This window comes from Halosimplex pelagicum, from assembly GCF_013415905.1.
Taxonomy (GTDB): Archaea; Halobacteriota; Halobacteria; order Halobacteriales; family Haloarculaceae; genus Halosimplex; species Halosimplex pelagicum.
On sequence record NZ_CP058909.1, the window covers coordinates 4,937,754 to 4,950,408 of the forward strand.

14 protein-coding genes and 1 tRNA gene are annotated in these 12,655 nt (G+C 68.0%); 7 read left to right on the plus strand and 8 right to left on the minus strand.

The window, feature by feature from the left end; genetic code table 11:
* Nucleotides 1–253: 253 nt before the first annotated feature.
* The gene (locus tag HZS54_RS24730) at nucleotides 254–1,219 is read left to right on the plus strand and encodes an NADPH:quinone reductase (protein WP_179919729.1); all 966 of its coding nucleotides are present in this window, start codon (nucleotides 254–256) and stop codon (nucleotides 1,217–1,219) included.
* A 111-nt stretch (nucleotides 1,220–1,330) separates the two neighbouring features.
* Here HZS54_RS24730 and ddh read toward each other — a convergent pair whose 3' ends face one another.
* The 8 genes from ddh to HZS54_RS24770 form a co-directional block, all read right to left on the minus strand.
* A complete protein-coding gene (ddh, locus tag HZS54_RS24735) occupies nucleotides 1,331–2,272 on the minus strand; it encodes a D-2-hydroxyacid dehydrogenase (RefSeq protein ID WP_179919730.1) in 942 nt (313 codons plus the stop codon).
* Between the two features lie 449 nt (nucleotides 2,273–2,721).
* A complete protein-coding gene (locus HZS54_RS24740; protein ID WP_179919731.1) occupies nucleotides 2,722–4,002 on the minus strand; it encodes a hypothetical protein in 1,281 nt (426 codons plus the stop codon).
* The gene (locus tag HZS54_RS24745; RefSeq protein ID WP_179919732.1) at nucleotides 3,999–4,655 is read right to left on the minus strand and encodes a hypothetical protein; all 657 of its coding nucleotides are present in this window, start codon (nucleotides 4,653–4,655) and stop codon (nucleotides 3,999–4,001) included. The genes HZS54_RS24740 and HZS54_RS24745 overlap by 4 nt, the downstream gene beginning before the upstream one ends.
* Nucleotides 4,656–4,731: 76 nt before the next feature.
* Entirely contained in the window at nucleotides 4,732–5,277 is a 546-nt protein-coding gene (locus HZS54_RS24750) for a hypothetical protein (protein WP_179919733.1), read from the minus strand.
* Nucleotides 5,278–5,529: 252 nt separating this feature from the next.
* Nucleotides 5,530–5,601: transfer RNA gene (locus HZS54_RS24755), tRNA-His, on the minus strand.
* 142 nt (nucleotides 5,602–5,743) lie between these two features.
* Nucleotides 5,744–5,905: a hypothetical protein gene (locus tag HZS54_RS24760; RefSeq protein ID WP_179919734.1), complete on the minus strand. Its 162-nt coding sequence runs from the start codon at nucleotides 5,903–5,905 to the stop codon at nucleotides 5,744–5,746.
* A gap of 346 nt (nucleotides 5,906–6,251) precedes the next feature.
* Entirely contained in the window at nucleotides 6,252–6,746 is a 495-nt protein-coding gene (locus HZS54_RS24765) for a PIN domain-containing protein (protein WP_179919735.1), read from the minus strand.
* A gap of 45 nt (nucleotides 6,747–6,791) precedes the next feature.
* On the minus strand, nucleotides 6,792–7,472 hold the full coding sequence (locus HZS54_RS24770) for a DUF7437 domain-containing protein (RefSeq protein ID WP_218927099.1): 681 nt from the start codon (nucleotides 7,470–7,472) through the stop codon (nucleotides 6,792–6,794).
* 39 nt (nucleotides 7,473–7,511) lie between these two features.
* On the opposite strand from HZS54_RS24770, the gene HZS54_RS24775 reads away from it, so the two are divergent.
* The 6 genes from HZS54_RS24775 (at nucleotide 7,512) to HZS54_RS24800 (ending at nucleotide 12,643) form a co-directional block, all read left to right on the plus strand.
* Nucleotides 7,512–8,471 carry an ArsR/SmtB family transcription factor gene (locus HZS54_RS24775; RefSeq protein WP_179919736.1) on the plus strand — a complete coding sequence of 320 codons (960 nt, stop codon included), beginning with the start codon at nucleotides 7,512–7,514 and terminating at the stop codon, nucleotides 8,469–8,471.
* Between the two features lie 181 nt (nucleotides 8,472–8,652).
* Complete coding sequence (locus HZS54_RS24780) at nucleotides 8,653–9,579, plus strand: ABC transporter ATP-binding protein (protein ID WP_179919737.1); 927 nt, start codon at nucleotides 8,653–8,655, stop codon at nucleotides 9,577–9,579.
* 28 nt (nucleotides 9,580–9,607) lie between these two features.
* Complete coding sequence (locus HZS54_RS24785; RefSeq protein WP_179919738.1) at nucleotides 9,608–10,456, plus strand: ABC transporter permease subunit; 849 nt, start codon at nucleotides 9,608–9,610, stop codon at nucleotides 10,454–10,456.
* A gap of 114 nt (nucleotides 10,457–10,570) precedes the next feature.
* Nucleotides 10,571–11,515, plus strand: coding sequence for a pectinesterase family protein (locus HZS54_RS24790; RefSeq protein ID WP_179919739.1), 945 nt, complete (start codon nucleotides 10,571–10,573; stop codon nucleotides 11,513–11,515).
* A 36-nt stretch (nucleotides 11,516–11,551) separates the two neighbouring features.
* Nucleotides 11,552–12,127 (plus strand): hypothetical protein, encoded by a 576-nt coding sequence (locus HZS54_RS24795; RefSeq protein WP_179919740.1) that lies wholly within the window; start codon nucleotides 11,552–11,554, stop codon nucleotides 12,125–12,127.
* Nucleotides 12,128–12,190: 63 nt separating this feature from the next.
* Entirely contained in the window at nucleotides 12,191–12,643 is a 453-nt protein-coding gene (locus HZS54_RS24800; RefSeq protein ID WP_179919741.1) for a DUF5814 domain-containing protein, read from the plus strand.
* Nucleotides 12,644–12,655: the final 12 nt, after the last annotated feature.

The window sequence follows — 12,655 nt, forward strand, 5'->3', positions numbered from 1 at the left end:
GGTGGGTCGCGGGTGGGGTGCATCCGTGATCGGATGGGGCTCGCGGTCACACGAGCCATCTCGGTGTAGGGCCTGGAGACGGAAGTCCCCAGGGCCTCAGCAGTTAGGCATCGAGCGAGCGTCGCCGCGCAGTCCGGCGGTCGGGGGTCGACTGCGAAGACGGACCCGGCGGTCGGTCGCGAAGCGGACGCCGAGGTGGCGGCGCGGAGCGACGGCCACAGTTAACCGGCGCCGACCCGTTCGTCCGACCGACATGCGCGCAGTTCGCCTGCACGACCACGGCGGCCCCGACGCCCTCGGGGTCGAGGAGACCGACCGTCCGACCCCGGCGTCGGACGAACTGCTCGTCGAGGTGGCGGCGGCCGGCGTCAACCCCGTCGACACCTACTTCCGCGACGGCTCGTACGAGCCCGTGGCCCTCCCGTTCACGCCGGGGGTCGACTTCGCGGGCGTCGTCGCCGCGACCGGCGACGGCGTCGACGAGTTCGCCGAAGGGGACCGGGTGTTCGGCACCGGCATCGGCAACGGCGGCCACCAGGGCGCCTACGCCGAGTACGCGACCGTCCCCACCGACCGGGTCGTCGGCTTGCCCGACGGCGTCGACCTGACCGAGGCCGGCGCCGCGGGCGTCGCCGCGGTCACGTCCTGGCGCGCGCTGGTCGACCACGCCGCCCTCAACCCGGCCGAGCACTGCCTCGTCCACGGCGGCTCCGGCGGCGTCGGCCACGCGGCTGTCCAGATCGCCGACGCCGTCAGCGCCCGCGTGATCACCACTGCGAGCGAGCGGTACCACGACGACCTCGCCGACCTGGGTGCCGACACCGTCCTCGACTACGGCCGCGACGACCTGGCCGATGCCGTCACGGCGGCGTCCGACGGCGGCGTCGACGCGGTGCTGGACCACCGACTGGACGACTACCTGCAGTTCGACGCCGACGTGGCCGCCCAGGGCGCCCGCGTCGTCGGCATCGGCGAGAACAGCCCCGACCCGGGGTTCACGAACGACGGCGCCGCCCGCTCGAAGGACGTGTCCTACCAGTTCATGTCGATGTTCAACATGCCGGACCTGCGAGTGGGACTGGCCGGCGTCGCCGACCTGATGGAACGCGACCGGCTGTCGATCGAGTGCGCCCGCAGCTACGACCTCGACGAGGCCGGCGAGGCCCAGCGCGCGGTCCTGGAAGACAGTTTCCTCGGCAAGCTCGTCGTCGAGCCCTGACGCCGCGGTCGGAGCCAGCCCCGGTATCGGGGACGGCCCGCTACCGGAACCGGCCCGCTACCGGAGACGGGACTCCGCCGGCGGAACGCCGTCCGATGACCGCGAAGCGCCTCAGACGACCCGGTTGACCGGGTCTTCGCCGTCGCCGACCCGGCGGACGCTCTCTTCGAGGACGGTCGCGACGTGACGGTAGTAGTCGCGGGTGTAGGCCGCGCAATGTGGCGAGACGATCACGTCCTCGAAGTCCCACAGCGGCGAGTCGGCGGGCAACGGTTCGGTCTCGAACACGTCCAGCGCGGCGCCGGCGATCTCGTCGTCTCGCAGCGCCGCGACCAGCGCCGACTGGTCGACGACGCCGCCGCGGGCGACGTTGATCAGGTAGGCGTCGTCGTCCATCGCGGCGAGTTCGTCGCGACCGACCAATCCGCGGGTCGCGTCGGTCAGCGGCACCGCGAGGACGACGAACCGCGCGTCCCCGACGGCCTCGCGGAGATCGCCGGTCGGATAGACGCGGTCGACGCCCGGTTCGGGGAGCGGGTCCCGGCGCACGCCGTCCACGTCGAGGCCGAGCCCGGTGAGTCGGCCGACGATCCCCCGTCCGAGGCCGCCGAGACCGATGACGCAGGCCCGCTCGCCAGCCACCGTCCAGGCCTCGTCCCAGTCGGGCCGGTTCCATTCGTTCGCCGTCTGGCTCGCGGCGTACTCGTGGATGCGCCGCGCCAGGGCGAGGACGAACCCCGCGACCGTCTCGCCGACGGCGTCCCCGTGGATTCCGGTGCTGTTCGTCAGGGCGACGCCCGCCTCGCGCAGGCGGTCGCGCGGAAAGCGGTCGACGCCGGCCTGGATCGAGTGGACCCACGACAGGTCGAGGTAGGCCTCGTGGTGTTCGAGGGTGACGACGGCGTCGCAGTCGGCCATGCCCTCGGGCGAGCCGTCGACCGCGGTCACGTCGACACCCGATTCGTCCGTCGCGTCGCCGAGTCGATCGACCAGTCGCCCCGGCGGGAACACCGCCGCGACCGACTCGTCGACGCCGATCCGGTCGAGTCGCATGGCCGGTCGTAGACGCGGCTCGTCGGTAACTGTTTCTGCGAACCCACTTTTTGCAGCGGAGAGTTCCTCGCGCGCCGGGGGCGCGCTGCGAGAATCCTCCGCTGCAAAAACTTGGGGAAAAAGGCCGGACGACTCGGTCGCTGCGCTCCCTCGCGTCCGGTGAACCGCCTCGCTCGCTCCGCTCGCTCGGCGGATGCTCCGTGCTAACTACACTACCTTCCCTGCGAATCAGTCGCACTCAGACACGGATCTGCGAACCGGTGGACGGCTCTCACTACAGGCCCGACTGCCGCTCGACGCTCCCAGATTGTCGATTTCGGTGCTGGTGCGATACTCTCACCGCTCGAATTCGAACCGTCGGTGAGCGGCCGGGTTCTCAGAGGACTCGCCCAGCCCATCGATTCGCTGGATCGAATGTCGAGGGCCAGCTATCCCGGTCGGGATCCCGGTCAGTCGAGCCGTTCGGTCACGAACGCGGTCGCGGCGGGGACGGCGCGGGCGTAGAGTTCGACCCGCGCGAGGTCGCCCTGGACGCGCGCCGCGTCGGTGTATCCGTCCTCGATGCGGGTCGGGACGAAGTCGAACGTCTCGAGGGCCGGCCGGGCGATCCGCGTCGCCAGCCGTCGGTGGTCGCTGTCGTCGACCGCTGCGATCGCCGCTCGCGCTCGCTCGGCCGTCCGGGTGACCGATTCGACGGTCACCGACTCCCGGTAGGCGCCGTCGCGGATCCCGTCGATCGCCGTCCGGAGGCTCTCGACGGCGGCCAGCGTTCGGCCGGCTTCGACGACGGCAGTCGCGGCGTCGCCGTCCGCGCGGCGGTCCTCGAAGTCGTCGTGGGTCGCCCGGACGTGCCTGCTGGTCTCCTCGAACAGCGTGCGGGCCGGCGTCCCGTCGAGGTCGGCGTCGACGGGCGGCTCGTCGGCATCGACCACCGCATCCACGGTCGAGTACGTCCGCCCGACGGCGAACCGCAGTCGGTCGGACGCCTCGATCACGGCCGACCACTGCGACGGCGGGTCGTCCCGTTCACGCAGGTACGCGTCCCGGAGCCCGCGCGCGTCGGCGAGCGTCGCCCGCGCGCGCTCGACCGTGCCGACGGCCTCGCCCGCCCGGAAGGGCGCAGCGACGGGATCGTCCGGATACGCCGGGACGGGACGCAGCCGGCGCCGACACTCCGCGGTCAGGTCCTCGACCGGCGCGTGGACGAGCACCGCTTCGAGCGGGGACGACGCCCGGTACTCGTGGTCGGCGACGAACGAGCCGAGGTCGGCACGCACCGTCCGCCGGCGGTCGGCCACTGCGCTGGCGTCGCCGTCGCCGGTCGCCGCACGGTGGGCGCCCCTGGCGGCCGCGGCCGCCTCGCGCCGGCTGCGCCACAGTGAGAGGCGTTCGGTCGGCCACGGCACCTCGACGGGGTCGTCGAGTCGGTCGGCGGCCCGCGCTCGCTGGGACCGGAGGTCCTCGGAGATAGCGCCGTTGGCGACTGTCGGTTCGTCCGGCACCGCTGCGAGCAACTCGGTGGCGCGCTCCTCGTGGGCCGTCGCGAGCGTCTCGGGAACGGCGACCGGGAACGGCGACGGCGGCCACGAGAGCGGATCGACGGCGTCTGCCGGGAGCGATACGTCCGCACGCTCGCTGTCGTCGTCCCCGAGTGGGAGGGCCGAACACCCAGCTAGCGTGGCCGCCCCGAGCGTCCCGAGACCGGCGAGGAGCGTCCGTCGTGACCTCATTCGTCGTCACCCCCGTCCGCGGGCGTCACGGTCGCCTCGAAGTACTCCCCCTCCGGGTTGGGGCCACAGCGACTCGACATGCCGCGGCCGCTCCCCGAGGAGTCCTTGGCGGCGACGGGGAGCCGGATCGCGAACCCGACGAGATGAGTCTCGTCGGTGCGACAGTCGACGTCGGCGGGCCGGTAGGCCCGGCAGAAGTCGGCGTGGGGGTGCAGGTCGCCGGCGCCGAGCTCGTCCCACTCGACGGTCACCGACTGGAGCCGGATCTCGTAGCAGGCTTCGACCGGCATCGCGAGGAGGTACAGCGACGCCGCGTCGAAGTCCGTCGCCGTCGCGAACGAGCGGAGTTGCTCGGCTTCGGGGCCGTCGCCGAACGTCAACTCGGCGAGCGTCTCCTCGGAGACGACGACGTGGCGGCCACCCCGTGCGTATCGCCCCCGTTCGCCGTCGGGGTCCGTCGGCAGTTCGTCGTCCTGGGTGAACAACGCGGTCTCGTCCGCAGCGCGAACAGCGCGCGCCTCGTACTCTTCGACCGCCCGGTTCGCATGTGGGCGACCGACCGTCGGGTCGCCGTCGTCACCGGCACAGCCGGCGAGTGCGGCGGTTCCCGACGCGATCGCGAGGAGGGCGCGACGGCGGGTCAGGTCGGGCATTCCTCCGTGTCTTGTCAGGCGAGTGTATTCCGCTTTGTGTCCGCGCCGTCGCTGGGCGGGAAGGCCGTTCGCCGGGTCAGAACCCCCAGCGCAGGCCGGACATCGTGGCGACGATGGCGATCATGAGCAACAGTTCGACCATACTCAGCATGCCGTACTTTTTGTTCAGGCTGGCGAGCCGCTCGTGGTCGGTGTTCTCCGCGGCGATCTCGTCGAACATCCCCGCCGTAAATTTGTGCAGCGGGCCGAACCCGAGGACGAGCAAGGCGATCGCGAGGACGAGCGCCGCCCACAGCGACGGCGTCGGCGAGGCCCACAGTCCCATCATGTCGGCGAGGCCGATTCCGGACCCGATGACGCCGACCGAGACCGGCTCCATGAGCAGGTTCATCTTCGGGACGAACCCCTCGGCGAACTCGGCGTTGGCCTCCTCGGAGAGGCTCCCCATGACGGGGCCGAGGACGACCGCCCCGAGCACCGCGGTCCCGAACCAGAAGGCGCCCAGGAAGAGGTGGACGGTGAACATAGCCCGGTAATCGCCCGAGAGATAGCCCACGACGGGGAGCAACAGCGGGACGAGGATCGCCCCGATCGCGAACGGCTTGCTCGCGGCCAGTGCCATGAAGCGGTATCGTTCGCGCCGATTCGTCGGTCGCTGAATCTCAGCTAGTGACATCGGAACCCACACTCCATGGCAAGGTAATTCCAATTCTCATATAAAACGACACCGACACTGTTTCAGGATTCGGTTCCGATCTGCCGGCCCAGAGCGAGTCGACACGGGGATCGACCGATCCCGTGGATGTATAGAATATCGGCTCTTCGTCTAGGCACCAAATCCGAAGAATAAGCCCTGAGAGAGTTTGATTTCGAGGTCCGGGTGCGAGAATCGAACCCGCGTCTCAGCCTCCACAAGGCTGAAGGATAACCACTACCCCAACCCGGACACGCTTTCGCTGAGGCGTATCGGGATAACCGGGTAGAATTGAAATACGTTACGACTCCCGGGTCCGACTGAGAACGGTGGTCACGGTGGGGAGGCAGAACTGCAGATCCGCGTGGAGGGGTCGTTCGCCAGGTATCCGAACCTACTGCGTGGCTTCGACCGCGTAGTCCGATTGGATCCACGCCTGCTCGTTCTCGGTGTCGTGGACGAGGGTCATCTGCTCGCCGCCGTCGCCGTACTGGGTGGTGATGTAGCGCTGTTCGGTGGTGTCTGTCTGGGACTGGGGCGTGTCGGTCTCGTGCATCTCTCGATTATAGGAAGGACCTACGTGGGGGTAAGGATCGTTGCTATGCCTGTTGCCCCCCGGCGCCGACGGACGCTATGAGTGTAGCCCCCCGGTCGAATAGTCGGCGAATGCAGTCAGTGCGTACCGGGCCGCGAATATCCCCTCTGGAGCCGGAGAGCGGCGCTGTTTGGGATAATCGGCCCCTACTGAATCGGCGGAACTGGGCAGCCGGTGTGCTCGGCGGTAGCACGCACATGTCGTCGGACGACCGCGGGCGAGCGGGAGCGACGACGAACACTCGGCGAGCGACGAACCGCGGTCGCCGACGACGACTGCGAGCGCGCTGGGGCAAGATCGCACACAATCAATCGGAGAATTGGTAGCGATCTTGGATAGCCTGAGCGAACTCGTACGCTTTCACGAGTCGAACGTGACTCTCGTGTCCGTGTTCGGAGAGTGCGCGTTCGAGTCCGCGAAATGCCGCGATATCGTTCGTATATATCGCCACTGACTCCGCCGTCCCGTGTTCAAGAAGCGTCGCCGCTACACCCCCCAGTGCTGCGTCCGCTTGTTCGATTTCGTGCTCGGGTCGCTCGTCAGCGGTGGCGATGTATCTGCGAACCATATCCATCGTCGCCGAAACGACAGGGTTCGAGTAATCGACCTGATCCGTAACTTCGACCCACCCATCCTCGATAGCTTGTTCGACAGGCGGGACATCGTAGGGGTGGGAGTCCGGCGTCAACTCCTCGTACACTCGCGGCGGGACGTGAAGGGTGAGATCATGTTCAGCGACGGCCCGTCTCAGAAGATCGACGGTGTCGTGGCGTTCGAATCGGACGAACAGATTCGTATCCACGATGTGTCTCTCAGTAGCTGGAAATAGTGGGGACGGCATGCTGAATTACGGCTCGTCGACGGCGGCGTCGAGCTCGTCCATATCGACAGTCGAGGGGAGGTCCGGTTCGACCTCGTGAATTATCTCCTGAAGCTCCTGCAGGACCGTCTCGGCTTCGAGGACCGTGATGTCCTGCTCTCGAGCCATGATTCGGGCGTTCATACGGTCTTGCACGTAGGCACGGGCGTACTCGACAGCCGTCGCGAGGCCACTGATACCGTGCCGGTCGAGATAGACATCGACGTTCTCGTTGGAGTCGCGATCGCCGAGAGCGACCAGGAGCGTCGGTGTGATCTGGACGGATTCGTCGCCCACCGTGACGTTCACGTCTACCTGACGAATCTGGTATCGATGTGGTTGTTTCTCCGTCACTCGTTCCAGAGCGCCGACTTCCACGAGGTGGTGTACGTCCTCGTACACTGTCGTCTGAGAGATATCGACTCCGTCCGCGAGTTCTTCGACGGTCGGAGAGCCATGCTCGAAGACACGGGCGTAGAGTGATGCGAGCCGCTCGCTCTGGAGGAGATCCGACACCGCCAACATCATGTCGAGGGGGTGATCGTCGGAGATAGCCGATTTAGCCATGTATTTCACTTTCCGCAGAATCTTAAAAACCTGTCGGTGAGGACACAGCACGAGGGCCACAGTATCGTCCCCAGAAAATACGGCGTTTCGAACGCCCTGCACACTTAACCGACCGCGCGGCGTCCCCGGCGGTAGCACGCCATGTCGCAGGACGACGCCGACGGAATCGATGCGGAGGACGACGCCACGGGCGCGACTCATACGTCCCACCCGGCCGACGAGCAGGCCGACGCGCTGGCCGCGCTGGGCAACGAACACCGCCTGGCGATCCTGCTCGCGCTGGGCGACCGCGAATCGGCGACGCGGACGAACGGTCTCACACTCACCTTCTCGGAGCTGTACGACGCCGTCCCCGTCGAGAGCACCTCGCAGTTCTCCTATCACCTCTCGCAGCTGGTCGGGCCGTTCGTCGCCGAGACCGACGAGGGCTACCACCTCACCTACGCCGGCGACAAGATCGTCCGGGCCGTCCGGTCGGGACTGTACGAGACGACGCCGTCGTTCGACCCGGTCCCGATCCCTGGTGCTTGCGTCGGCTGCGGCGAGAGCAACCTCGAAGCGCGGTTGCGCGACGAGCGGTTCGTCGTCCGCTGTCGCGCCTGCGACCGCGCCCTGCTCTCGGACTCGTTCCCGCGGAGTCAGGCCACCGATCGCTCGCCCGCCGAAGTCGTCGAGAGCTTCGGCTACCGGATCTGGAGCACCTACCTCCTGATCCGCGGCGACGTGTGCCCGGAGTGTTTCGGCCGGGTCGACCGCCGGGTGGACGCCCACGAGGGCCACGAGACCCCCGGCGACGCGGGCCAGTACACCTTCGCCGCCATTTGCCGGACCTGCGATTTCACGATCCACCTCCCGATCGAAGTCCCGGCGGTCTTTCACCCGCGGGCGACCGGCTTCCTCTGGGACCACGACGTTCCGCTCCCCGAAACGCCCCTCTGGGAACTGTTCGAACTGTTCGCCTCCGAGGCGTGGACGACCGACGTGCGCTCGACCGACCCGCTCGACGCTCGCTTCGAAGTCGACCTCGACAGCGACATGCTCGCGCTCGCGATGGACGACTCGTTCGCCGTCACGCCGGTCGACCGATCCGACCCGTCCTGACACCGCCGACGATTCGCCCGAGATCGCGTCGATCGGCCCCCGCTACCGCTCAAATATCTTTGAGTAAGCGATCCGTTATATGTAAATAATTCAATAATACTTATCGTACCCGGTAGTGGAGTAGTGGTGTGAACGGGACAACGAGCGCGGGCGACGCGGCGGGCGCGGAGGGCGGAGACCGATGACGGCGATCGAACTCGACGGGCTGACCAAGCGCTACGGCGACGTGCTGGCGGTCGACGGGCTCGATCTGCAGGTCGAGGAGGGCGAAATCTTCGGCTTCCTCGGCCCGAACGGCGCGGGGAAGTCGACGACTATCGACGTGTTGCTGGACTTCGTCCGACCCACCTCGGGGTCGGCGACGGTGCTGGGGCTGGACGCCCAGGCCGACAGCCTGCGAGTTCGCGAGCGGATCGGTGTCCTCCCCGACGCCTTCCACGTCTACGACCGACTGACCGGGCGCCAGCATCTCCAGTTCGTCGTCGACTCGAAGGATATCGACGGGGCGGACGTCGACGAAATCCTGGAGCGGGTGTCGATCGCCGAGGCGGCCGACCGGAAGGCGGGCGGCTACTCGAAGGGGATGCGCCAGCGGCTCGTCCTCGCGATGGCGCTACTGGGCGACCCCGACCTCCTGATCCTCGACGAGCCTTCGACCGGGCTGGATCCCAACGGCGCCCGGCAGATGCGGGAGATCATCGAGGCGGAAAACGACCGTGGGACGACCGTCTTCTTCTCCAGTCACATCATGGAGCAGGTCGAGGCCATCTGCGACCGCGTGGCGATCATCAACCGGGGGCGACTCGTCGCCGTCGACTCCATCGACGGCCTGCGCGGCCAGACTGAGACGGTGACGACGCTCACGATCGATGTCGGCGGCGCCGACGCCGACGACGCCGAGGCGATCCGCAACCGCATCTACGTCACGAGCGCGGCGCTGGAGGGCGACCGCATGGAGGTAACGCTGACTCGCGACGGCTCGAAGTTCGAGGTGCTGAAGGCCCTCGACGAGCGCGGCGTCGAGATCCGCGACTTCGCGATCGACGAGTCCTCGCTGGAGGATCTGTTCGCCGAGTACACGACCGAGAAACAGGAGGTCCCACAGTGAGCACCCGGCGACTCCCGGAGGCGAGCCGATGAGCACGCTCGCGGTCGCGAAGAAGGACTTCCGCGACGCCGTCCAGTCGCGGGCGCTGTGGGCGCTCCTGGCCGTCTTCGTCGCCCTCTCGCTCCTCCTGACGTACTCCTACGTCGAGTTCCCGCAGCTGGTCAGCCCGGGAGCCGAGACCTCGATCGGCGGGCTGGTCTTCTTCACCGCGGGGATCGTCAGCCTGTTCGTCTCGCTGACGGCCATCGTCGTCTGCTACAAGGCCATCGCCGGCGAGCGGGAGATCGGGAGCGTCAAGCTCCTGCTCGCGCTCCCCCACCGCCGGCGGGACGTGCTCTTCGGCAAGCTTCTCGGGCGGATGGCCGTCCTCTCGCTGGCGCTGGCCATCGGGCTGGCCGTCGGCTTCGGCTTCGCCTTCGCCATGCTGGGCTCGCTGGACGTGGTGACCGTCCTCCTCTTTCTCGTCGCGACGCTGCTCTTCACCGCGGTGTACGTCTCCGTCGTCGTCGGCATCTCGGCGACGACGGGGTCGACCTCGCGGGCGACGACGCTCGCCATCGGCTTCTTCGTCGTCTTCGAGTTCCTCTGGGACGTGGTGCCCATCGGCGTCGTCTACGTCGCCAACGGCTTCGCGCTCCCCCAGGTGATGCCCGACTGGACGTTCCTCGTGATGCAGGTGCCGCCGTCGACCGCCTACACCGCCGTGCTGACCTCGCTGCTACCGGAGGTAGCCGCCTCCCTGCCGACCCAAACCTTCGCCGGCGCGGGCATCGATGCCTTCTACGCGGTCCCCGAGATTGGCTTCGCCGTCCTCGCGTTCTGGCTGGTCGTCCCGCTCGCCGTCGGCTACTACCGCTTCGACCGGGCCGACCTGTGAGTCCGACGGACGAGCGGTAACCCGGTCGGCTGCTCGTCGCGGGACGACGATGACGACGGTCCCACTCGGCGAAGCCGAAGCGTCTACAATCGGTGGGGGCCGTCCTACTGTCCAATGAGTGCAGGTGACAGCGGGGACTACGACTACGTCGTCGACGCGGGTGGCGACGGCGACTACGAGAGTATCCAGGCGGCCATCGACGGCGCGAAGTCCTTCCCGCGCGAGCGGGTCTCCATCTTCGTGCGTGACGGCGTCTACGAGGAGAAAGTGTCCGTTCACTCGTGGAACCCCGAGATCGATCTCGTCGGCGAAAGCGCCGAGAACACGGTCGTCACCTACGACGACCACTTCGACGAGATCGGCCGCGGCCGCAACAGCACGTTCTTCACGTACACGCTGCAGGTGGACGGCAACGACTTCCGCGCGCGGAACCTGACGGTCGAAAACACCGCGGGGCCGGACGCCGGCCAGGCCGTCGCGCTCCACACCGAGGCCGACCGGGCGGCCTTCGAGAACTGCCGGTTTCTCGGGAACCAGGACACGGTCTACGCCGCCGGCGAGGGGGCACGGCAGTACTACCGGGGCTGCTACGTCGAGGGGACGACCGACTTCCTCTTCGGCGGCGCCACCGCCGTCTTCGAGGACTGCCGGATCCACTCGAAAGCCGACTCCTATATCACGGCGGCCTCGACGCCCGAGCGCGAAGCGTTCGGGTACGTTCTCGAGGACTGCGCGCTGACCGCAGACTCCGACGTGTCCGAGGTGTACCTCGGGCGACCGTGGCGCGACCACGCCCACGTCGCCGTCCTCCGGTCGGAGCTGGGCGAGCACATCCATCCCGCGGGCTGGCACAACTGGGACCGGCCCGACACCGAGGAGACCGTCACGTACGTCGAGTACGGCAACGACGGGCCGGGCGCGCGCGAGGGTGACAAGCGAGTGGACTGGGCGGGCGAACTGACCGCGGCCGAAGCCGAGGCGTACGCGAAAGCGAACGTCCTCCTTCGGGAGGACGACGAAGCGTTCGCGCCGAACTGGTATCGAGTGGTTACCGAATAACGTGCTTCTATCCCGCCGCGGGCTGAACCGACGGTCGTGAAACGGAACTGGCGGCTGGTCGTGGGCGGTATCGCCGTGCTCCTGATCCTGCTCGTCGGTCTCGGCCTGGGCGTCGTCGCTGTCGAGAGCGGGACGACCGTCGAGTCGACCGTCGTCACGTCCCAGGCCGGCAACGTCACGGCGACCGGATCGGATCTGGTCTTCCACGTCGACGGCGACAGCCGCTTCGCAGCGGGCGTCTCCGAGCGGCTCGAAGCCAGACTCGCAGACGAGGGCTACGCCGTCCGCACGGTCGAGTCGCTCGACGCGGACTACGAGTCGCCGGTCCTCGTCGTAAACGTGACGCGAGCGGAGATCGACAGCGGGATGGTCGCCCACAACGCGACCCTCGAAGTCGAGACCTACTACGCGACCGACTGGAACAGGACGACCTACGAGGCGGCCCGCGAGTCCGGGAGCGTGGAGCTACGCGGGCGGGACACCGCAGTCGTCGAAGGCGAGTTCCGCATCCGGGACAGAACCCGCGGTCTGCCCGGCCGCTATCTCGGGCAGCTCACCGGCGAGATCGTCGACGCCGTCGCCGAGAGCTTCCGCGCTGACCTGCCGCGCTGACCGACGCCCCGCGGGCGGCGTCCGAGACGTTTTTGCCTCCCCGGCGTCTCCGTTCGGGTAGCAGTGGCGATCACGGACAAGATCTACATCAAGAACCACCAGCAGATCGCCTCCCAGTTAGAGACCTCGTTCCCGAAGGGGGCGTTCAAGGGGGCGACGCTGGACATGCTCTTCCAGGGGGAGAACCTCGCGAAACTCGACGACACGACCCAGGACCGGGTGCTCGACTTCGCGACCGACTTCATGGACTGCGACTGCGAGGCCAACCCCCACTGCGGCCACCCCGAGGAGAAGTTCGTCCGCTACCTCCTCGGACTGCGCGCCCAGGGGCTCGGCCCCGACGCCATCGTCGACGTGATGGGCGACGACTACATGCTCTACGCCTACCCCGGCGACGTGCTCTCCTTCCTCGACGGCGCCGTCCGCACGCTCGAAGCCGTCGAGACCCTCGCCGACGTGGACGGCCGCTCCGACTTCGCGAGCGACGCCCGTCGCAAGCGCGAGGAACTGTTGTAGGGACTCTCTCGG